The sequence below is a fragment of the Haloechinothrix salitolerans genome (assembly GCF_042662605.1).
GTDB lineage: Bacteria > Actinomycetota > Actinomycetes > Mycobacteriales > Pseudonocardiaceae > Haloechinothrix_A > Haloechinothrix_A salitolerans.
In genome coordinates, this window is the sequence record NZ_JBHSXX010000001.1 from 5,452,123 (window position 1) to 5,470,290 (window position 18,168).

General features: G+C 66.5%; 21 protein-coding genes. 5 read left to right on the forward strand and 16 right to left on the reverse strand.

Annotated elements, in window-relative coordinates; all coding sequences use genetic code 11:
- Positions 1-22 precede the first annotated feature (22 nt).
- Complete coding sequence (locus tag ACFQGD_RS25915; RefSeq protein WP_345402316.1) at positions 23-871, reverse strand: Gfo/Idh/MocA family oxidoreductase; 849 nt, start codon at positions 869-871, stop codon at positions 23-25.
- Positions 872-948: 77 nt separating this feature from the next.
- On the opposite strand from ACFQGD_RS25915, the gene ACFQGD_RS25920 reads away from it, so the two are divergent.
- From ACFQGD_RS25920 to ACFQGD_RS25930, 3 genes are all read left to right on the forward strand, one after another.
- The gene (locus tag ACFQGD_RS25920; protein ID WP_345402313.1) at positions 949-1,698 is read left to right on the forward strand and encodes a 6-phosphogluconolactonase; all 750 of its coding nucleotides are present in this window, start codon (positions 949-951) and stop codon (positions 1,696-1,698) included.
- A gap of 131 nt (positions 1,699-1,829) precedes the next feature.
- Entirely contained in the window at positions 1,830-1,997 is a 168-nt protein-coding gene (locus tag ACFQGD_RS25925; RefSeq protein ID WP_345402310.1) for a hypothetical protein, read from the forward strand.
- Positions 1,994-3,160, forward strand: a complete 1,167-nt coding sequence (locus tag ACFQGD_RS25930) for an N-acetylglucosamine-6-phosphate deacetylase (protein ID WP_345402307.1) — start codon at positions 1,994-1,996, stop codon at positions 3,158-3,160. Before ACFQGD_RS25925 ends, ACFQGD_RS25930 begins: the two co-directional genes overlap by 4 nt.
- A 263-nt stretch (positions 3,161-3,423) precedes the next feature.
- Here the strand turns inward: ACFQGD_RS25930 and ACFQGD_RS25935 are convergent, their stop codons facing one another.
- The gene (locus ACFQGD_RS25935) at positions 3,424-3,723 is read right to left on the reverse strand and encodes a class I SAM-dependent methyltransferase (RefSeq protein WP_345402499.1); all 300 of its coding nucleotides are present in this window, start codon (positions 3,721-3,723) and stop codon (positions 3,424-3,426) included.
- Positions 3,724-3,931: 208 nt separating this feature from the next.
- Between ACFQGD_RS25935 and ACFQGD_RS25940 the strand changes: the two genes are divergently transcribed.
- Together ACFQGD_RS25940 and ACFQGD_RS25945 are read left to right on the forward strand one after the other, a co-directional pair.
- The gene (locus ACFQGD_RS25940) at positions 3,932-4,033 is read left to right on the forward strand and encodes an acyl-CoA dehydrogenase family protein (RefSeq protein WP_390221154.1); all 102 of its coding nucleotides are present in this window, start codon (positions 3,932-3,934) and stop codon (positions 4,031-4,033) included.
- 29 nt (positions 4,034-4,062) lie between these two features.
- On the forward strand, positions 4,063-4,884 hold the full coding sequence (locus ACFQGD_RS25945) for an SDR family oxidoreductase (RefSeq protein ID WP_390221105.1): 822 nt from the start codon (positions 4,063-4,065) through the stop codon (positions 4,882-4,884).
- Here the strand turns inward: ACFQGD_RS25945 and ACFQGD_RS25950 are convergent.
- The 14 genes from ACFQGD_RS25950 to ACFQGD_RS26015 form a co-directional block, all read right to left on the reverse strand.
- Positions 4,830-5,351, reverse strand: coding sequence for a MarR family winged helix-turn-helix transcriptional regulator (locus ACFQGD_RS25950; RefSeq protein ID WP_390221106.1), 522 nt, complete (start codon positions 5,349-5,351; stop codon positions 4,830-4,832). The genes ACFQGD_RS25945 and ACFQGD_RS25950 overlap by 55 nt on opposite strands.
- Before the next feature lie 203 nt (positions 5,352-5,554).
- On the reverse strand, positions 5,555-6,070 hold the full coding sequence (locus tag ACFQGD_RS25955) for a hypothetical protein (RefSeq protein WP_345399936.1): 516 nt from the start codon (positions 6,068-6,070) through the stop codon (positions 5,555-5,557).
- Positions 6,071-6,080: 10 nt separating this feature from the next.
- Complete coding sequence (locus ACFQGD_RS25960) at positions 6,081-6,701, reverse strand: hypothetical protein (RefSeq protein ID WP_345399933.1); 621 nt, start codon at positions 6,699-6,701, stop codon at positions 6,081-6,083.
- A 1-nt stretch (position 6,702) separates the two neighbouring features.
- A complete protein-coding gene (locus ACFQGD_RS25965) occupies positions 6,703-7,818 on the reverse strand; it encodes an MlaD family protein (protein ID WP_345399930.1) in 1,116 nt (371 codons plus the stop codon).
- Positions 7,818-8,813 carry an MCE family protein gene (locus ACFQGD_RS25970; RefSeq protein WP_345399927.1) on the reverse strand — a complete coding sequence of 332 codons (996 nt, stop codon included), beginning with the start codon at positions 8,811-8,813 and terminating at the stop codon, positions 7,818-7,820. The genes ACFQGD_RS25965 and ACFQGD_RS25970 overlap by 1 nt, the downstream gene beginning before the upstream one ends.
- Positions 8,810-9,970, reverse strand: a complete 1,161-nt coding sequence (locus ACFQGD_RS25975) for an MCE family protein (protein ID WP_345399924.1) — start codon at positions 9,968-9,970, stop codon at positions 8,810-8,812. Before ACFQGD_RS25975 ends, ACFQGD_RS25970 begins: the two co-directional genes overlap by 4 nt.
- On the reverse strand, positions 9,967-10,983 hold the full coding sequence (locus tag ACFQGD_RS25980; RefSeq protein WP_345399921.1) for an MCE family protein: 1,017 nt from the start codon (positions 10,981-10,983) through the stop codon (positions 9,967-9,969). The genes ACFQGD_RS25975 and ACFQGD_RS25980 overlap by 4 nt, the downstream gene beginning before the upstream one ends.
- Entirely contained in the window at positions 10,980-12,017 is a 1,038-nt protein-coding gene (locus tag ACFQGD_RS25985) for an MCE family protein (RefSeq protein WP_345399918.1), read from the reverse strand. Before ACFQGD_RS25985 ends, ACFQGD_RS25980 begins: the two co-directional genes overlap by 4 nt.
- Before the next feature lie 5 nt (positions 12,018-12,022).
- Positions 12,023-13,165 (reverse strand): MCE family protein, encoded by a 1,143-nt coding sequence (locus tag ACFQGD_RS25990; protein WP_345399915.1) that lies wholly within the window; start codon positions 13,163-13,165, stop codon positions 12,023-12,025.
- Positions 13,162-14,025 (reverse strand): MlaE family ABC transporter permease, encoded by an 864-nt coding sequence (locus ACFQGD_RS25995; protein ID WP_345399912.1) that lies wholly within the window; start codon positions 14,023-14,025, stop codon positions 13,162-13,164. Before ACFQGD_RS25995 ends, ACFQGD_RS25990 begins: the two co-directional genes overlap by 4 nt.
- 5 nt (positions 14,026-14,030) lie before the next feature.
- Entirely contained in the window at positions 14,031-14,825 is a 795-nt protein-coding gene (locus ACFQGD_RS26000) for an MlaE family ABC transporter permease (protein ID WP_345399909.1), read from the reverse strand.
- Complete coding sequence (locus tag ACFQGD_RS26005) at positions 14,822-15,859, reverse strand: ABC transporter ATP-binding protein (RefSeq protein ID WP_345399906.1); 1,038 nt, start codon at positions 15,857-15,859, stop codon at positions 14,822-14,824. The genes ACFQGD_RS26000 and ACFQGD_RS26005 overlap by 4 nt, the downstream gene beginning before the upstream one ends.
- 19 nt (positions 15,860-15,878) lie before the next feature.
- The gene (locus ACFQGD_RS26010) at positions 15,879-17,240 is read right to left on the reverse strand and encodes an NAD(P)/FAD-dependent oxidoreductase (protein ID WP_345399903.1); all 1,362 of its coding nucleotides are present in this window, start codon (positions 17,238-17,240) and stop codon (positions 15,879-15,881) included.
- 45 nt (positions 17,241-17,285) lie between these two features.
- On the reverse strand, positions 17,286-17,981 hold the full coding sequence (locus ACFQGD_RS26015; RefSeq protein ID WP_345399900.1) for a transporter: 696 nt from the start codon (positions 17,979-17,981) through the stop codon (positions 17,286-17,288).
- Positions 17,982-18,168: the final 187 nt, after the last annotated feature.

An 18,168-nucleotide genomic window follows, 5' to 3' on the forward strand; every position in this document is an offset into this window, starting at 1 on the left:
TGGCCGCCGCGGACGGAGCGGCTCACTGGTGCTCGAGGAGCTGTTCGAGCAGACGGACCGGAGTAACGAGGGCCTCAGGATCGGGTGTTCCTCTGTCTTGCTGGACGTCCGATACGAAGCGCAGCACCTGCTGCTCAAGGTAGCGGGGCGGGGCCTCCACCGGCCAGGATCCGCCGTCTGTCATGATCGCGAAGCCCTGACAGCGGCCTGGCGCGTCGAACACCAGCTCCGCCGTCAGCCGGTCACCCTGTACCGTCGCGCGAACGCGGCCGTCATCCACGGCGATGCCCGTGACTGCCCGGGGGGCACCTCGACCCGCGCGTCGGGTCACTTCGCAGCACAGCTCGACGTGGTGAATGCCGTAGTGGGCCAGCCCCCCGTGTGGGCTACCCGGGTCGGCCGGTCCCGCGATCGTGAAGGCCGCGGTACCGGCGGTTCGCCGCAGCGACTGCCCGGCTGCCGATACGGCGTCGGCGTCGCGCAATCCCGATCGGCACGCGAGGACAAGACCTCTGGTGGCGGCTGCTCGCACCAACGAACGCGCGTCGTCCTCGCACGTCGCCAGTGGCTTGTCGACCCACACCGAGATGCCCGCTTCCAGCAGTGGAAGCGCCTGGTCGGCGTGGGCCCTGCCGTCGCGCGTGCACAGCAGCGCGGCGTCGACGGAACCGATGATGTCGGAGACCTTCATGCCAGTAGCCTCGACCGCGAATCGCTCCGCCAGGGGTTCGGGGTCGTCTCCCTCCAGCCCGACGACATACCTGACGCGGGAACGGTCGGGTGCCGTCGGTCCGGTGAGGAACTCGAGCAGCCGCGTCGGCCGTGAGCTGTCAAGGCCGACGAGCGCGATACGGGTCCGGTCGCTAGACATCAAACGTTTGCCAACCTTCATGGAGATAGTACTACCAGACGCCACGGGATACCCCATTGGCGTGGGGAAGGGTGTTCATGTCAACCAAAGCCGAGACGTCCATGACCGTGGTCCGCGAGCCCACGCGCGCCGCGATGGGGCAGCGTGCTGGAACCCATGCTGGCCAGATTCTGCGTGCGGCGCTTCGGAACGGCGGCCGGGCCAGGGTCATGCTCGCGGCCGCGCCCAGCCAGAGCGCGACGCTCGCCGCGCTGGCCCGTGCGGAAGGCATTGATTGGGCCAGGGTGGAGCTTTTTCACATGGACGAGTACGTGGGACTGCCTCCGGGAGCCCCACAAGGCTTCGCGACCTGGTTGGTGACCAACTTCGTACGGCATACGCCGGATGCCACGTTCCACCGGATCGATCCGGGCACCGATCCTTACGCCGAGGCGGAGCGTTACAAGGTGTTGCTGGGAACGGAGCCGTTCGATCTCGTCCTGCTCGGGCTGGGTGTCAACGGGCATCTAGCTTTCAACGACCCGCCGGCCGACTTCGATGACCCGATGGGTGTCCGCGTTGTCACACTGGACACGGCGAGTCGGCGTCAGCAGGTGGAGGAGGGGCACTTCGCCACCCTCGACGACGTTCCGACGACCGCGGTGACGGTGACCATTCCCCGGTTGCTCAACGCTGACGTCGTGATCGCCTCCGTGCCGGGCCGGGCCAAACGGATCGCTGTGCGCCAGACGCTCGGCGAAGCGATCGGCCCCATGCACCCCGGCACGGCCCTGCGCAGACACCCCGGTGTCACGCTGTATCTCGACGCGGAAGCCGATCCACGATGACGGCGCCGGACCGAGGGAGCGCGCTCGCGCTCATGAGCGGGGCGTTGCGCTCGACCGCGGCGGAACGCACTGGACGGTCCACGGCGAACGTGGTGTCTGAATCGGGCGTCAGCCGGGGAGCCCCGTCTACCATGGACGATCTGTCAACGCTGCCGGAGGTGCATGTGGACACTCACGTCCCCAGAGTCGATGCGGTGCTCGCGGCGGTGCCCGGTTCGCGAACGGGCGGCGTGTCTGACGGAGACACCCGGAACGCGGAGACGGCCGAACGCGTGCGGGGGTGGGTGCCGCAGCTGTGAGTACGCACCAGATGGCGGGCCGCATGGTGACGGCGCGAGATGACATCCCGGTCACGGTGGAGTGGCAGGGCCCGGTAATCACGGCGATCACCTACCTTGACGCCCCCAGGGCCGAATTGCCCTTGTTGGCGCCCGGCCTCGTCGACCTGCAGGTCAACGGCTATGGCGGTCTCGATGTGAACACCGAGTCGATCACCGTCGACACAGTGATCGAGTTATCGCACATCCTCGCGTCGCGGGGAGTGACGACCTGGCTGCCGACGGTCGTGACCGCGGCTGAGGAGCGCATCGTCGAGGCCGTGCGATGCGTTGCCCGCGCGCGGACCGCGGACCCCGTGGTGGCGAATGCCGTCCCGTCGGTGCACGTTGAGGGTCCGTTCATCTCGGATCACGACGGGGCGCGCGGCGTGCACGATCCGTCGTTCGTGCGGTCGCTAGACATCGAGGAGGTGTCTCGATGGCGGGAGGCAGGCCCGGTCGGCATCGTGACGATCTCACCCCATGGCGAGCACGCCGCTGAACAGGTGCGAAGCCTGACCCGGCTGGGCGTCACGGTAGCGATCGGACACACTCACGCCAGCTCGGATGAGGTGTCGGCGGCCGTCGGCGCGGGAGCGACCCTGTCGACGCATCTCGGCAACGGTATACCGACGACCTTGCCCCGGCATCCCAACATCATCTGGCGCCAACTGGCCGATGACCGGCTCCATGCGGGACTCATCGCCGACGGCCACCATCTGCCTTTCGACACGCTGGAGGTCATGTTGCGGGCCAAGAGCATCGAGCGGGCGTTCCTGGTGTCTGACTCGACCGAGATCGGGGGCCGTCCTCCCGGTCGTTACCAAACGGCCGTGGGTTCCGTCGTCGAACTCAGCGAAGACCTGCGCCTGTCGGAAGCGGGTAGCGATCTCCTCGCGGGCGCCGCGGCCAGCTTGCTGGATGGCGTGCGCAATGTGATGCACGGCACGTCGTTCGGGATTCACGACGCATTGTTGCTGGCCACTAGGAACCCGGCGCGGCTCGCTCCAGGGGTTCGGCCTGGGGTCGGCGAGTTGCGGGTTGGTGGTCCGGCGGATCTCATGGCCCTCGATGACAGCGATCCACACGGCCCCAGCCTTCTCGGCGTCGTCCAGTCGGGCCGCTGGGTCACCCCAACATGTTGACGTGACGGGAGCAGCCTGGAGTCGGCGCTGACTTTTGGCTGCCTGCTTCCACTCCCCTAATGGCCAAGAATCACGCAAGGGAGTTCCCCGATGTGGTCGTGCACCCGCGGCCCACATTCTCAGTGTGGGGCCGAGCAACCGGACGCCACATGGAGATCGACATGCGGACGCACCCGACACCGAATCACGACCGAACTCCTACAGATCACCAGGTGCGGCGCGGGCATATGCACCGACCAGGGGTGGTCACTCGGGCGGCCATACTAGCGGGACTCACGTTGGTTCTGATCCTGCACGCCGCGGGGGTCCGGGCGAACGCCTCTTGGAACCCGCCGGTCATGGACGACGCCACGGTGCGGTCTCCCTCGACACACTCCACCGGGCTCGTCGAGGACGAGCCCGGAGCGAAATAGCAGCGAGTAGGGCGTTCGTGGCCCTCGTCGCAAACTGCGTTCGTCGGGGTCGAGACCGGTGATCCGCGCGTTCGGCTGTGCCCTGAGGACAGCGAACGAAAGGTTGCCGGTGCCGCAGCCCACGTCGACGGCCGTCTGCCCAGGCGTGATGCCGGTCTGTAACGCCCGACCACAGCGTGATGAGAGTCATTCGCGTGCTTAATTATACGTACTACTAATGATACTGTTAACGCATGATTAGCGTTTCCGCACGTCAGGCTGACAGCTCTACCTCGATCTGCTCGTCCCTCTGGAAGCCCAGGAAGTTCGCGCTCAAGTCCGCACGGTCGCCGAGAAGGAGGTCGCACCGCGGGCCGCCATCTATCGGGACAGCAAGATAGGCGAGATCTACGAGGGCACCTATGAGATCCAGAAACGGGTCATCGCACGCCAGATTTTCGGCCGCGACATGACCGGCTAGCTGCTGGCACTAGAGAGAGGAACCAACGCATGACACGCACCCTCGCCAAGAAAACGATCCTGATGTCCGGTGGCAGCCGAGGAATCGGCCTGACCATCGCATTACGGGCGGCCCGAGATGGCGCCAACATCGCCCTGCTAGCCAAGACCGCCGAGCCACACGCCACGCTCGAAGGCACCGTCTACACCGCCGCCCGCGACGTCGAGGCCGCCGGTGGTCAGGCCCTGCCGCTCGTCGGCGACGTGCGCTCCGACGAGGACGTCATGAGCGCGGCGAGCAAGGCCGCCGAGCAGTTCGGCGGTATCGACGTCGTGCTCAACAACGCCAGCGCGATCGATCTGTCCACCACAGAACAGCTCGAGATGAAACGCTACGACCTCATGCAGGACATCAACACGCGGGGAACGGTGCTACTCAGCAAAGCGGCGCTGCCGTACCTGCGCCAGGCCGCGAACCCGCACGTCCTCACCCTGTCGCCGCCACTGAACCTCTCCCCTGCCTGGGTCGGCGCGCATCTGGGCTACACGCTGTCGAAATACGGGATGAGCCTGTGCACCATCGGATTCGCCGAGGAGTGGAAGGTCGACGGCATCGCCGCGAACTCACTCTGGCCACGCACCCTGATCGACACCGCCGCCGTACGCAACGTCATCGGCGGCGCGAACCGGGCCCGCACACCACAGATCGTCGCCGACGCCGCGCACGTGATCCTCACCCGCCACGCGCGATACTGCACCGGCAACCACTTCATCGACGACGAGGTGCTCGCCGAAGAAGGCATCACCGACCTGTCGGCCTACCAACCCGCCGATGGTGAACCGGCGCTGGACCTCTTCGTCGATCCCGCGTGATCGCGAACTCGGTCGAACTCGGCGGGCAGTGTTGCCCCCTCGCTCAACCGCTCCAACTGCTTGTGCAACGAAGCGTGTGACCGCTGCGGAACATCGCTGAGCACCTGCCCGTCGAGCTCGGCCAGTAGCGCGTTCGCCTTTCGCAGCACGTCCTGGCCCGCATCGCTCACATCGACCAGATACCGCCGCCGGTCCTGCGGGTCACGGGTACGGAGCGCGAATCCCCGTTCTTCGAGGTCGTCCAGGGTGCTGACCATGGTCACCGGATCGATCCGCAAGTACGCCCCGAGGGCGAGCTGGTTCATCGCACCGTTGTCGGCTAGCGCCTGCAGTACGCTGTAATGCCGCACCCGCATACCCAGCTGGTCCAGCCGCTCCTCGGCGAGCCGATACACCACCTGGCCAAGTTTGACCAGCAAGCAGCTCGTGTGCGCGCCGATCCCTCCTGGCACCAACGACCCCGCCACCATTACTCCTACTTATCGTTCGCGATACGTACGAGTCCATGGTACGGGTCCGCGGCGGGAACGTGGTCAACGCCGAGCCGCCCACCTCGAGACGTACGCGGCGATGCCCGTATTTGATCTACTTTGCTCCTTGAGTTACCAAAATGCGTTCCGATTGTCCGGTTCCGGTGGTCAGCCAGGGAGCACAGTAGATCATCTTCGCCTCAGAGCACGGTTATGCCGACAATTTTCCAGCCATCGTCGGTTTTGCGTAGCTTGAGCTGAACGCGCGCGCCGCCGAGGCTGGGCTGGTCGGAGCCCTTCTTCTGACCGCGTTGGTTGGCGAAGACCAGTACCGTGGCGTGGTCGCCGCGCAGTTGCTGGACGCCGACCGACGCCACCGATGTGCGCATGGACAGCCCCTCGCTACGGGCTTGGGACAGCAACGGGCCGTAGAGCTTGTCGTACTGTGCGACCGCATCGCCGCGCAAGGTCTGCCGCACGGTGCGCTTGGTTGCCGCGACCGTGTCCGGCGTGAAGCTGAACACCTCACGTGTGATGCGCTTCGCTTTGTCGGCGACCGCGGTGGTGCGCGGCTGGTCGACGTGTGCGTAGTTGATCTCGTCGGTGCGTGGCTTGCTCTCGGCGGCGATACCGATCGTGACAGCGGCCGCGACAGCCAGAACAGCCCCAACGGCCAGGGCTACGCGCGTCCGGGACGATCGTGCGTACGCAGCCATGCGGGCCTCCCTACTTCTCGACCGCGACCGGGGACAGCCCACCAAGCCGCCATTCGCCGTCGACCTTGACCAGGTCGGCGATATAGCGGACACGCTTGGTGGTCGGCTCCTCCCCGGCGGGACGGACCTTGATATCGAGGACGGCCATCAGGCGTGCCTCCTCCTGGCCGCGTTCGGTGAGCGCCGCCGCCACGAGGTGCGCTGTTGTCTTGGACTTGGCCTCGCGCACAGCGGCGATCAGGTCTTCCTCGCTGGCTGCCAACTGCTCACGCAACACCCCGGTCGACGCCGCCTGCCAACGCGCGATGCCGTCCTCGGCGGTGCGGTGGTCCAGCGTGTTCAACGTGACGACGGCTCCGCCGCCCGCGGCGAGGGCCGCATCACGCTCCTCGGCCGCGTCTTGGTCCGCGCCGCTCGCCGCGGTGGCCAGCCGGATGGCGAACCACACCCCGGCAGCGACCGCCAGCACGATCACCACTGCCAGGCCGACCGTGATCCATGATCGCCCGGCGCGATCCGTTCCACCGCCCGCGTCGGCATCGTCAGGCTCGTCAGCACTGTCGGGCTCATGAGCCAACTCGGGCTCATCGGCCGCCTCAGGTTCGTCCGAGACGTCGACTTGGTTCGTCATGTCAACCACCGCTTCCGTGGGGTGCGTTCCGCGCACCACGCACCGAGGTGCGACTGCCCGGCGGTTCGGCGCAGTGCGCGTCGGCGTTGTACGGCTGCGTCGTTGTGGCACTGCCCGGGCGCAACTTGGTGCCCTCGTATCCCTTCGTGCACGGCATCGGATCGAAAGAGTTGGCGACAAAGCCCAGATGCGCGGTGCCGTCGCCGGGCACGACGGTCGGCGCGACGGCCGTCAGGTGCGGATAGCTGACCAAGATCTGCTCGACGCCGTCCAGTCGCCGCACCATGACCTCGGAGGTGGTGAGCAGGTTGGCCATAAGAGAGCTCAGGCCCGGCCCTGCGCCGCGGATGAGCTGATCAAGTTCGGACGCTGTTCCGGGGCCGGTGGCCAGGATCTCCCGCAAGTCGGGATCGGACTCGCGCAGCTGCCCGGCGAGTCCGCGCAGATCCCTGGCGAAAGATCGGATGTTGTCGGCCTGGTCCAGCTGGGTGCGCAGGACGGTACGGCTCTGGCTGATCAGGTCGGTGGTCGCGGGCAGGTGCTCGATCGCGGTGTCCAGGAGCGCGTTACTCGAGTCTATCGTGGACGCCAGTTCGGGGCCGGTGCCGCGGGTGGCGGTGCCGAGTTCGTCAACCACGGTGCGCAGCGAGTCGAGCGGCACGCTGGTCAGCGTCCGGTCCAGGTCGACGAGCACCCTATGGATCGGTGGCGGGGTCGACGTCCGTGACGCGGCGATGACCGACCCCTCGCGCAAGTAGGGTCCGTCGGCGGTGTCCGGCCGTAGATCGACGTACTGCTCGCCGATGACCGACCGGTTTGTGATCACGGCCCGCGCGTCGGCCGGGATGGGCGGCGCCGACTCGTCGATGCGCAGTTCGACGGCGGTGCCTTCGGGTGTGAGGCGCATGTCCTCGACCGTGCCGACCGAGACCCCGCGGTAGGCCACCGCGGCGTCCGGGAAGATCCCGCCGGTCTCGGTCAGGTTGACGGTCACCTGGTAGCCGTCAAGGCCGACCAGCCCGCCGAGGCCAACGTAGCGAACCGCGGCGTAGGCGACGCCAAACACCGAGATGAGCACGAATACCGCGACCTGTATGCGCACACGTCTGGTCAGCATCAGTCACCACCTCCCAGCAGGACGTCGAGGTTGGCCTGGATCTTGACGTCGAGGTTGGTGTAGTCACCGCGAATGACGTCCATCGAGGCGTCGGTGAACGGGAAGGTCAGCAGCACCTCGAGCGATCGTGGCAGGTGCTTGCCTGCTTGCGACAGCTTGCGCAGGGTCGGTGCGAGCGCCTTGAGGTCGGCGATCATGTCCGCGCGGCTGCGCTCGATGGTGTCGGTGGCGACATCGGAAAGCGTATCCAGCGAGCGCAGCATCGTGCGCAGTTCCTTGCGCTGCGCGGCGAGCACCTTGATCCCGGGTTCGAGATCGGTCAGCGTCGTGTCGATGGTGTCGCGCTGCGCGGCGAGCGTCTTGCTCAGCCGGTTCAGTCCGGTCAGTGCGTCGGTGATGTCGCCGCGCTGTTCGTCGAGCTGGCCGACGAACTGGTCCAGGTTGGACAGTAGGCTCCGGATCTGCGCCTCGTTGCCGGACAGCGCGGTGTTGACCTCACGGGAGATGGTGCGGATCTGGTCGATCCCGCCGCCGCTCAGCAACATCGCGAGCGCGCCGAGGATCTCTTCGACTTCCGGGTAGCGGTCGGTGCGCGAACTGTCGATGGTGTCGCCGTCGCGGAGCGTGCCTCGCGGTTTCGCCGGGGCGGCGAGCTGGACGAACTTCTCCCCGAGCAGGCTGGACTGCACCAGCCGCGCGGTCGCGTTCTGCGGCAGCCGGACGTCGTCGTTGATCAACAGGGTGGCCTCGGCGGTCCAGCCGTCCGGAGCAACCTCGATGCGCTCCACCCGGCCGACCGCGACGTCATTGACCTTGACGTCGGACTGCTGCACCAGATCCAGGACGTCGGCGAAGTGCACCGTCACTCGGTACGGGTTGTCACCCACGTCGGCTCCGCCCGGCAGCGGCACGTCGTGCATTCCCTTGAACCCGCAGCCGGTGACGGCCACGGCGACGGCCATCAGGACCGCGGCGAGGCGAGTACGGGTGTTCATCGCTCACCTCCCGGCACCAGGGGCAGTTCGAGATTTCCCTGCTGCGCGTCGGATAACAGCTCCGCGGCGGAGGGCGGTCGCGCTTCGTCGTCGACGATGTCGCCGATCTGACCGCAGGCCTGTCGCAGCACGTCCGGCACGTCAGACGGCTGGTGTTCGCGGATAAGCCCGCAGACGGTGACCAGCGGCGGCTCGGCCAGTTCGTTGAGGTTGCCGCGAACGTGCAGCCTGCCGGTCTTGGCGTCATAGGCGTTGATCAGGTTGTTCAGCGCGGCAGGTGCGACGTCGAGGATCTCGGCGAGCGCGTCGCGCTGGTCGACCAACGCACGACTGGCCTTGGCCAATTTGTCCACATTGGACTTAATGAGACCGCGGTTGTCCTTGACGAACTCCTTGACATCCGACAGCGCCGCCGCCGAGGTCCGCAAGGCCGATGCGAGCTTGCCCTTCTCGTCGTCGAGGAATCCGACGACGTCGGCCAGCCGGGTGGTCAGCTCGCGGACCTGGGCATCACTTTCGGCCAGGGTCGCCACGAACGTCCGCAGATTGCTCACCGAGCCGAACAGGGCCTCCCGGCTGTCGGACAGGGTCGCGGCCAGGTTGCTGATCCGGTTGAGTGTCTCGTTGATCGTGCGGCCGTTGCCGTCCAACGCATCGGCACCGGTGTCAAGCAGCCGGGAGAGTGACCCGTCGGCGTTGGCGCCGTCCGGCCCGAGCGCGGTGGTGAGCTGCTGGACGCTGGCCAACAGCTGATCCCACTCGACAGGGGTGACCGTACGCGAGCGCGGAATCGCCGTGCCGGGTTTCATCGTCGGGCCGCTCCGGTATGGCGGGGTGAGCTGCACGTACCGGTCGGCGACCAGGCTGGGCGCGATGACAAGTGCTTCCGCATCGGCGGGGATGTCGATGTCGGAGTCGACGGTCATCTCCACCCGGACGTCGCGTCCCTGCGGATGCACGGCGACGACCTCGCCGACGGCGTAGCCGAGGATCCGCACCTCCGAGCCTTCGTAGACGCCGACGCCGTTGTCGAACAGCGCGGTAATCCGGTAGTCCCCGTTCCGCGCGGTGATGGCCCATGCCGCCGTGGTGGCGATGAGCAACACCACGATGACCAACGCAAGGCGGGAGGACAGCGTTTCGCGCAGGGTCTTCATCGTCCGCCCCCGGTCTGTGGCGGCTTGCAGCCGCCAGAGTTGAGGTCGAGCAGGTCGAGGTTGACGTGCGGGGACAGCAAGCCGCACACGTAGGTGTCGAACCATCTGCCGTTGCCAAGGGTGTTGGTGAAGAGCCGGTAGAACGGCGCGAGATTCTCCAGCCCGCGGCTGAGATTGCGCTGGTTGCGCTCCAGCACACTCGCGACGCGGTCCAGCTTGCGCAGCGCCGGGTTGAGCTGACGCTGGTTGTCGGCGACGACACCGCTGAGCTGCTGGCTGAGCTCAGTGACGCCGACGAGCATCTCCTCGACCGCCTGCTTGCGTGCTTGCAGCTCCCGCATCAGCAGCGACCCGTCACCGATCAGGGCGCGCAGCTGCTTGTCGCGGGCGGCCAGCGTGCCGGTCACGACCCGGCTGTTCGCCAGCAGCCGCTCGAGCTCACGGTCGCGGCTGGCTACCGTCTCGGACAGCTCCGACAACCCGGACAGAGCCTCGCGGACCTGCTTTCCGGATCCGGCGAACGTCTCGGAGATGGTGTCGAAGCTCTTGGCCAGTTGCTTGGTGTCGATGTCGCTCACCGTGCGGCCGAGCTGATCGAGTGCCTCGCTGGCGTCGAAGGGCGACCGGGTCCGCGCGCCAGCGATGACGCTGTCCGGGTCTTGCGGCTGGTCTCCCTTGGGCGCCAAGGCGAGATACTTCTGACCAAGCAGGGTCTTGATCTCGATGGACACCGTGGAAGCGTCGCCGACGTCAAGATCCTTGACGCGGAAGTCGACGGTGACCTTGTCGCCTGCGAGTCCGATGTCGGTGACCTCGCCGACCCGCACCCCGGAGGTGCGGACTTCGTTGCCCACCCGCAGCCCGGCGACCTCGGCGAACTGGGCGGAATACGTCGTGCCGCCGCCGATGATCGGCAGGTCGGCTGAGTAGAAGGAGACCGTGAGCGCCGCGACGACGCCAAGCACGCCCAGCACACCGATCCGCACGGGGTTTCGTTCGGTGAAGGGTTTCATCGGACACACCTCGGTGACTGCTCTGCCAGCGGCGTCGGGTACACCTGCTGTTCGATGTCCAGCGAGGGGATCGTGACCTTGCCGGAGCTCTGGCACAGGTAGAAGTTGAACCACGATCCGTAGGACGCGGTCGGGGTGATCTTGGCGACCTTGCCGGGCAGCCGCCGCAGAAACCGCTCGACGGTCTCGTTGTTGTCGTCGAGCAGGGTCGCCAGTGAGCGCAGCCCCGCTATGTCTCGCTTGAGCGGCTCGCGTGCCTCACGCAGGAACCCGGCGGTCGTGCGGGTGAGATCCCCGATCGCGTCCACGGCCTCCCCGATCGGCTCGCGGTCCTCCGCCAGTCCGCTGACGTACCGCTGCAAGGTCGCCAGCAGGTCGGACAGGTCATCGTTGCGGGCGGCGATGTGGCCCATGACGGTGTTGAGGTTTGCCACGAGCTCGCCGATGACCCGATCCTTTTCGGCCAGGGTCGTGGTCAGCGACGCGGTGTGGGCGAGCAGGCTGCGAACCGTGCCGCCCTCGCCCTGGAGCACCTGGATGATCTCGTAGGACAGCTTGTTGACGTCGTCTGGATCAAGCGCCGCGAACAGTGGTTTGAATCCATTGAACAGCTCGGTGAGGTTCAACGCCGGTGCGGTGTGCTCAAGCGGGATCAGGCCGCCGGGCGGCAGCGGAGCCGCCTGCTTACCGGGTCCGGGGGTCAACGCGATATAGCGCTGGCCGACCAGGTTGCGAAACTTCACGGTCGCGCGGGTGTCCGCCGGGATCCGCCTGCCCTCGTCTAGCGAGAACTCGACCTCGGCACTGCCGTCGGGAGCGAAGCCGATCTCGGTGACCTGTCCGACCCGGACCCCACCGATTCGCACGTCGTCGCCCGAGTGGACCGCCGTGACATCGGTGAACCGCGCGCGGTAGCTGTCAGTGGACTGCAGGCCGGTGTTGGCGATGGTCAGCGCCAGCAGCGTGGTGGATACCACGGTGACCGTGACGAACGCGGCGACCTTCAGCAGCGTGGGCACCAGGTGACGACGCACGGCACTCACCCCTCTCCCTTGACGAGAGGGCCGGCTGGAGGTTCGGTCGAGCCATCCTTGATCTTGCCGCCCGGCGGGTGCTGCGGCGCGCGGCCGGAGTAGGAGTAACAGGCCGGTCCGCGCTTATCCGCATACCGCGGCTCGTCGCGGCCGGGCACGTACTTCCCTCGCGGCTGCACGATCGCGACGTTCAGGTGCAGCTTGTGGTCGCCGGCCTCCTTACCCCAAACCTCGTCGAGCCGCCCGCGGATGTCGTCGAGCTGCCGGTAGAAGCACGGGAACTCCGGGGCGTAGCGGGCCAGCAGCCGCAGCGCCGGCCCGCTGACCTCGGCCAGGTCGACGACGTTGTCCCGATTCGCGGTCAGGAACTCGCGCGCGTCGTCGGCGGTGGTTGTCAGGGTGATCAGCAACTCCTGTAAGTCGTCCTGTTGCCGCAGCACGGTGCGGCTGGTACGGCTGAGGTCGTCCAGCCCACGCAGCAGGTCCGGGGCGGCGTCGGCGTAGACGTCGGAGAGCTCGGCCAGCGACCGGAGGTTCTCGGTCAGCTCCGGCACGGACGGGTTGAGCTCGCCGAGGTAGCGGTCCAGCTTGACCAGCACCGCGCCGAGCCGCTCGCCGTTGTCGTCCAGCGCGGTGGCCGTCGACGTCAGGGTGGTGGCCAGCTGATCCGGCTTCACCGCCGTCAGCAGCGGCATCAAGTTGTCCAGCACCCGGTTCAGCTCGACCGTGGCCTTCGATCGATCCTCATGGATGACGTCCCCTTCGTCGATCGCGTCGGCCGGCCGCGCGGGCATGAGCAGGTCGACGTAACGTTCCCCGAACAGCGTCTTTGGCAGTAACCGAGCGGTGACATTGCTCGGCACCATGTGGGTGTGGTCGGGGTCAAGGGCGAGCCGCAGCGTTACCCCGTCGGCTGCCGCGTCCACCGACCGCACCTCCCCGACCCGCACGCCCCGGAGCTTGACGTCGTCGTGCGGCACGAGTTGACTGCCAGCGCGCTCCGCCCGCAGGTCGACGTGGACCGCCGGTGTGAAGACCTGCCGGTAGACGAGCACGGTGAACACCAGGAACCCCACCATGCCAAGCACGAACACCACGCCAAGCGCCCGGCGTACGAGCGTGGGTAGCTCGCCTCTCTCGTTCCTCATCCGGCCACCTTCACCCCGGTCGATGTGCCCCAGATCGCGAGGCTGAGGAAGAAGTCGAGGAAGACCACCAGCGTCACCGACGTCCGCACGGCGCGGCCGACGGCGGCACCGACGCCCGCGGGGCCGCCGCTGGCGTAGTAGCCCTGATAGCAGTGCACGCCGATGATGGCCACCGCGAACACCAGCACTTTCCCGAACGACCAGAGCACGTCCTCGGGCAGCAAAAACAGGTTGAAGTAGTGGTCATAAGTGCCGACGGACTGGCCGTAGAACAGCGTGACCATGAACCGCGACGCCGCGTACGACGACATCAGACCGAGCACGTACAGCGGTATGACCGCGATGGTCCCTGCGATGATCCGGGTGGTGACCAGGTACGGCAGGCTGGGGATGCCCATGACCTCCACCGCGTCGATCTCCTCGGAAATGCGCATCGCACCCAGTTGCGCGGTGAACCCTGACCCGACGGTGGCGGCCAGCGCGATCGCGGCGACCAGCGGCGCGACCACTCGGGTGTTGAAGTACGCCGAGACGAAGCCCTCCAGCGCGGCCACGCCGACCTGGTCCAGCGCGGCGTAACTTTGCAGCCCGACAACGGTGCCGACGAAAAAGGACAGCCCCGCCATCACGCCGACCGTGCCCCCGATCGCCGTCAGCGCCCCGCTGGAGAAGCTGACGTCGGCGATCAGCCGGACTATCTCCTTGAGATACCGGCGCACCGCACGCGGAATCCAGGCGAGCGCGCGCACGTAGAACCAGAGCTGGTCACCATAGGCGTCGAGCGAGCGACCGGGGCGTCGTGCCAGCGTCGCCACGCGAGACTTTCGCGTGGTCTCCGGGGATTGGACAGTCGTTGTCATCGAGGTCATCCCACCTTCGGCGGCACGACCTGCAGGTAGATCGTGGTGAGAATCCAGTTGATCAGGAACAGCAGCATGAACGTGATCACCACCGACTGGTTGACCGCGTCTCCGACACCCTTCGGCCCACCGCGAGGGTTCAGCCCGCGGTAGCAGGCGATGATCGCCGCGACGAAACCGAACAGGACGGCCTTGATCTCACTGATCCACAGGTCCGGCAGCTGCGAAAGGGCGTTGAAGCTGGCCAGGTAGGCGCCAGGAGTGCCGCCCTGCAGGAACACGTTGAACGAGTAGCCGCCGACGACGCCGACGATGCTGACGAATCCGTTCAGCAGCATGGCGACGAACACCATGGCCAGCACGCGCGGAACGACCAGCCGCTGGATCGGATCGACGCCCAGCACCCGCATAGCATCGATCTCCTCACGGATGGTGCGTGCGCCGAGATCGGCGCACATCGCGGACCCGGCCGCACCGGCGATCAGCAGTGCCGTCGCGATGGGCGCGGCCTGCTGCACGGTCGCCAGCACACCTGCCGCCCCAACGAACGACTGCGCGCCGACCTGCTGGGTCAGCGACCCCAGCTGCAGCGCGATGGTCGCGCCGTACGGAATAGACACCAGAGCGGTCGGCACGATGGTCACCCGGATGACGAACCAGGCCTGGGTCAGGAACTCCTCGAACTGAAATGGCCGCCGCGGCAACAGACGCAGGACCTCAAGACCAAGGGCGAACGCCCGCCCGATCTCGCTCGCGGCCGTCGCAGCCGCCGAACGAGCCTTGGTCGCCACGGCGGTCATCGGACACCCCCGACACCGGCCATCTGGTGGGGGCGAACGCCGTAGTGCCGCTGCTCTTCAGGGGAGAGGGATTCGATGATGCCTTCCTGGGCGGCTGGTGGCAGGGTGTGCAGGATCTTCATGACGCGGTCCTTGCGGCGCCGCTCGCCCGCGCGGTCCGGGAGGCCAGGCGTCGGCAGGATCTGCGGGACCACGCCACGCACGTCCTCGGTACCGCCATGGTGATGACCGGCGTCAGCCATGGCCTGTTCGGCGGCCATCTGTGCGGTGTCTTTCTCTTCGGACATGCCGATCGGGCCGAGCCGCTTGCCGTTGAGGAACTGCTCGACGACGGGCTCCTCCGAGGTCAGCAATACCTCGCGGGGTCCGAACATCGTTAGTTCCTTGCGGAACAACATGCCGAGGTTGTCCGGCAGCGTGCGCGCCAGGTTGATGTTGTGGGTGACGACGAGGATCGTGGCGTCGATCTGCGTGTTCAGGTCGATCAGCAGCTGGGAGAGGTAGGCGGTGCGGACGGGGTCGAGACCGGAGTCCGGCTCGTCGCAGAGGATGATCTCCGGGTCCAGCACCAGCGCGCGCGCCAGACCGGCGCGCTTGCGCATACCGCCGGAGATCTCGCCAGGCAGCTTGTCTTCCGCGCCTTTCAGCCCGGTCATCTCCAGCTTCTCGAGCGCGATGCGTTTGATCTCGGACTCGGACTTCTTGGTGTGCTCGCGCAGCGGAAAGGCGACGTTGTCGTAGAGGTTCATCGAGCCGAACAACGCACCGTCCTGGAACAGCACCCCGAACAGCTTGCGCACCTCATACATCTCGCGCTCGGAGCACCGCACGATGTCCGTGCCATTGATGACGCATTTGCCCGAGTCGGGCTTCAGCAGGCCGATCATCGACTTCAGAAACACCGACTTCCCCGTACCAGACGGGCCGAGCATCGCCGACACCTCACCCGGCGGCAGCGTCAACGACACATCACGCCAGATGTTGGTGTTGCCGAAGGACTTGGTCAGACCTTCGACGACCACTTCGGCACCCATTGGGCCTCCAGAATTCGTACTATTCGGTCGTCGATTCCGTGGTCCTCGACGCACCTCGTCGGGCGTTGCGTCGGCTTCCATTGACCAGATCGTTGAAACGGTCGACGGCCCAGATGGTTCGAAGTCCTAGCCGGCCCATCATCATCGGACGAGGAAACTTGGGCTTGTCCATCCACAAGGTCTCCAGGTCCTCGTGGCGCTCACCATCGACGATCAGGTCGGCGATGAGGGTTCCGATGTACGGCGCCTGCGCGAGACCGTGTCCGTTGCACGCGATCGAGTAGAAGATGTTGGCGTCGATCTGCCCCGCGAGCGGAAGCCAGGACGACGTGATCGCGATCCACCCTCCCCAGGCACGCTCCACAGCGACATCCGCCAGCGCTGGGAATCGCGTCGCGAAGGCCTCCGCGAGTTCTTCGACGAGCGCGGGGTCGGGTGTCTTCCGCGGAAGTGGATAGCTCATGCCGCGCTCCAGCCGCCGGACGCCGAACACGATGGTGTTGCGCGACGTCAGGCGGTAGTTCTCCATGATGGCGTGCTGGGTGACGAGACCCATGCGGCTGGTCCACCCCAGCGCGGCCAGACGCTCGGGGTCGATCGGCTCCGTCTCCACCTCGATGACGTAAATGGGCACGGAGAGGTGCTTCGGAGTGATGTCCCACTCGCCGGCGAAGGCATTCGTGGACAGCACGGCCCTGTTCGCCCGCACCTGACCCCGCGGCGTAGTGAGAACGACCTGCTCGCCGTCGCGTGTCACGTCGGTGACCTTCGTCCGCTCGATGACTCGCGCGGACGAGTCGAGTAGTGCCCGGCGCATCCCCAGGGTGAACTTGCCGGGGTTCATCATTCCGCCGATGACTTCGCGCATCCCGCCGAGGAACCCGCGCGGAATTCCGAGCTCCTCGCTCGTGCCCACTTCGACGTGGCCGCCGGCGTGTTCAATGATCTTGGCCACCCGGCGTACCCGGCCCATCTGTCCCCTCGACACCGCCGCGAAGGTATTGCCGGTCGGTTCGTAGTCGCAGTCGATGTCGTGCTTGGCGATGAAGTCCTCGACGTGATGTGCGGCGTGCTCGGCTAGCCGGATCATGCCGGGCATCTTCTTCCGGTAGAACAGGTTGAGCAGCTGGAGGTCACCGCCAGGGGCACCCGCCAACTGCCCGGCGTTGCGGGAGCTTGAGCCATGCCCGCAGAACTCGGCCTCCAGCAGCACCACGTCCTGACCGCGCTCGGCCAGCCGTAGCGCCGTCGACATGCCGCCCAGGCCACCGCCGATGACCACGACATCGCAGGTGAGGTCGCCGGCCAGCGCCGGCAGGACGTCCGCGGGAGGATCGACCCAGCCGCTGAAGGCGGTGTACTCGACGTTGTCGGTCTTCATCTGATTGCTCCTCGCGAGCGTGTGCGCTGGTCAGTCGTTCGCTGCTCAGGCCCGGACAACGCTCGGTTCCTTCGAGGCCGGTTCCGCCCCGATCGCCACGTTGTGGTTGTGCAGAGCGCGGTAGGCGAGGTAGTAGACGCACATCTGGACGCCCCACGTGGTCAGCGCGGCGATGTAGAAGAGCGTTCGATGCTCGTCGTCGCCCGGGATCGGGAAGAAGTCGTAGGTGATCGCGATGACCGAGGCGGCCGCGGTCGCCAGCCCGGCAGCGACGGCGAGACGCTTGGCCCCGATCTTCCAGAGCCGCCACGAGAAGTAGACCAGGAAGACCGTGGTGAGCACGTTGACCACGACGTAGAACGTCGCCGGGCCGACGTGGAGCTCGTGACCGCGGAACTGCTGGAGGTACAGGCCGGCGCCGGTGGCCAGTGCGAACACGCCGACATCGACCGCGACAGACGGCTTGTAGCGATGCGTCACGCGCATCAGTCCCATGACGAGGATGAGGGTGATGCCGATGGATCGCGAGAAGGCGTCGAAGAAGTACGCGATGTCGTACAAGACGTTGCCCTCGTCTCCGCTGAGGAGTGCCCAAAGGAGAAAGTTCGTGCCCGACGTCGCGACGACGATCCACTCAAGGCCGAGCAGATAGTTGTTGTAGCGCCGGATGAACAGCCATCCGAAGTAGAAGCCGGCGAACATCATCCAGAGATCGGCCAGCATGAAGAGCAGGTCCTTCATGTCATTGATTCCTTCGGGTCATGCCTTCGCGGGTGAAGGCGGCGTTCTCTCCGATCTGCCAACCGACCTCGACCCACGCTGGAGTGGCGCCGAGCCGGCTTCGTGATCCGGCTCATACGCTAACCCATAGTTGGTCATACGTTCAAGATGTATGACTAAGATGTTTGACTAAGAATCCCGCCACCCC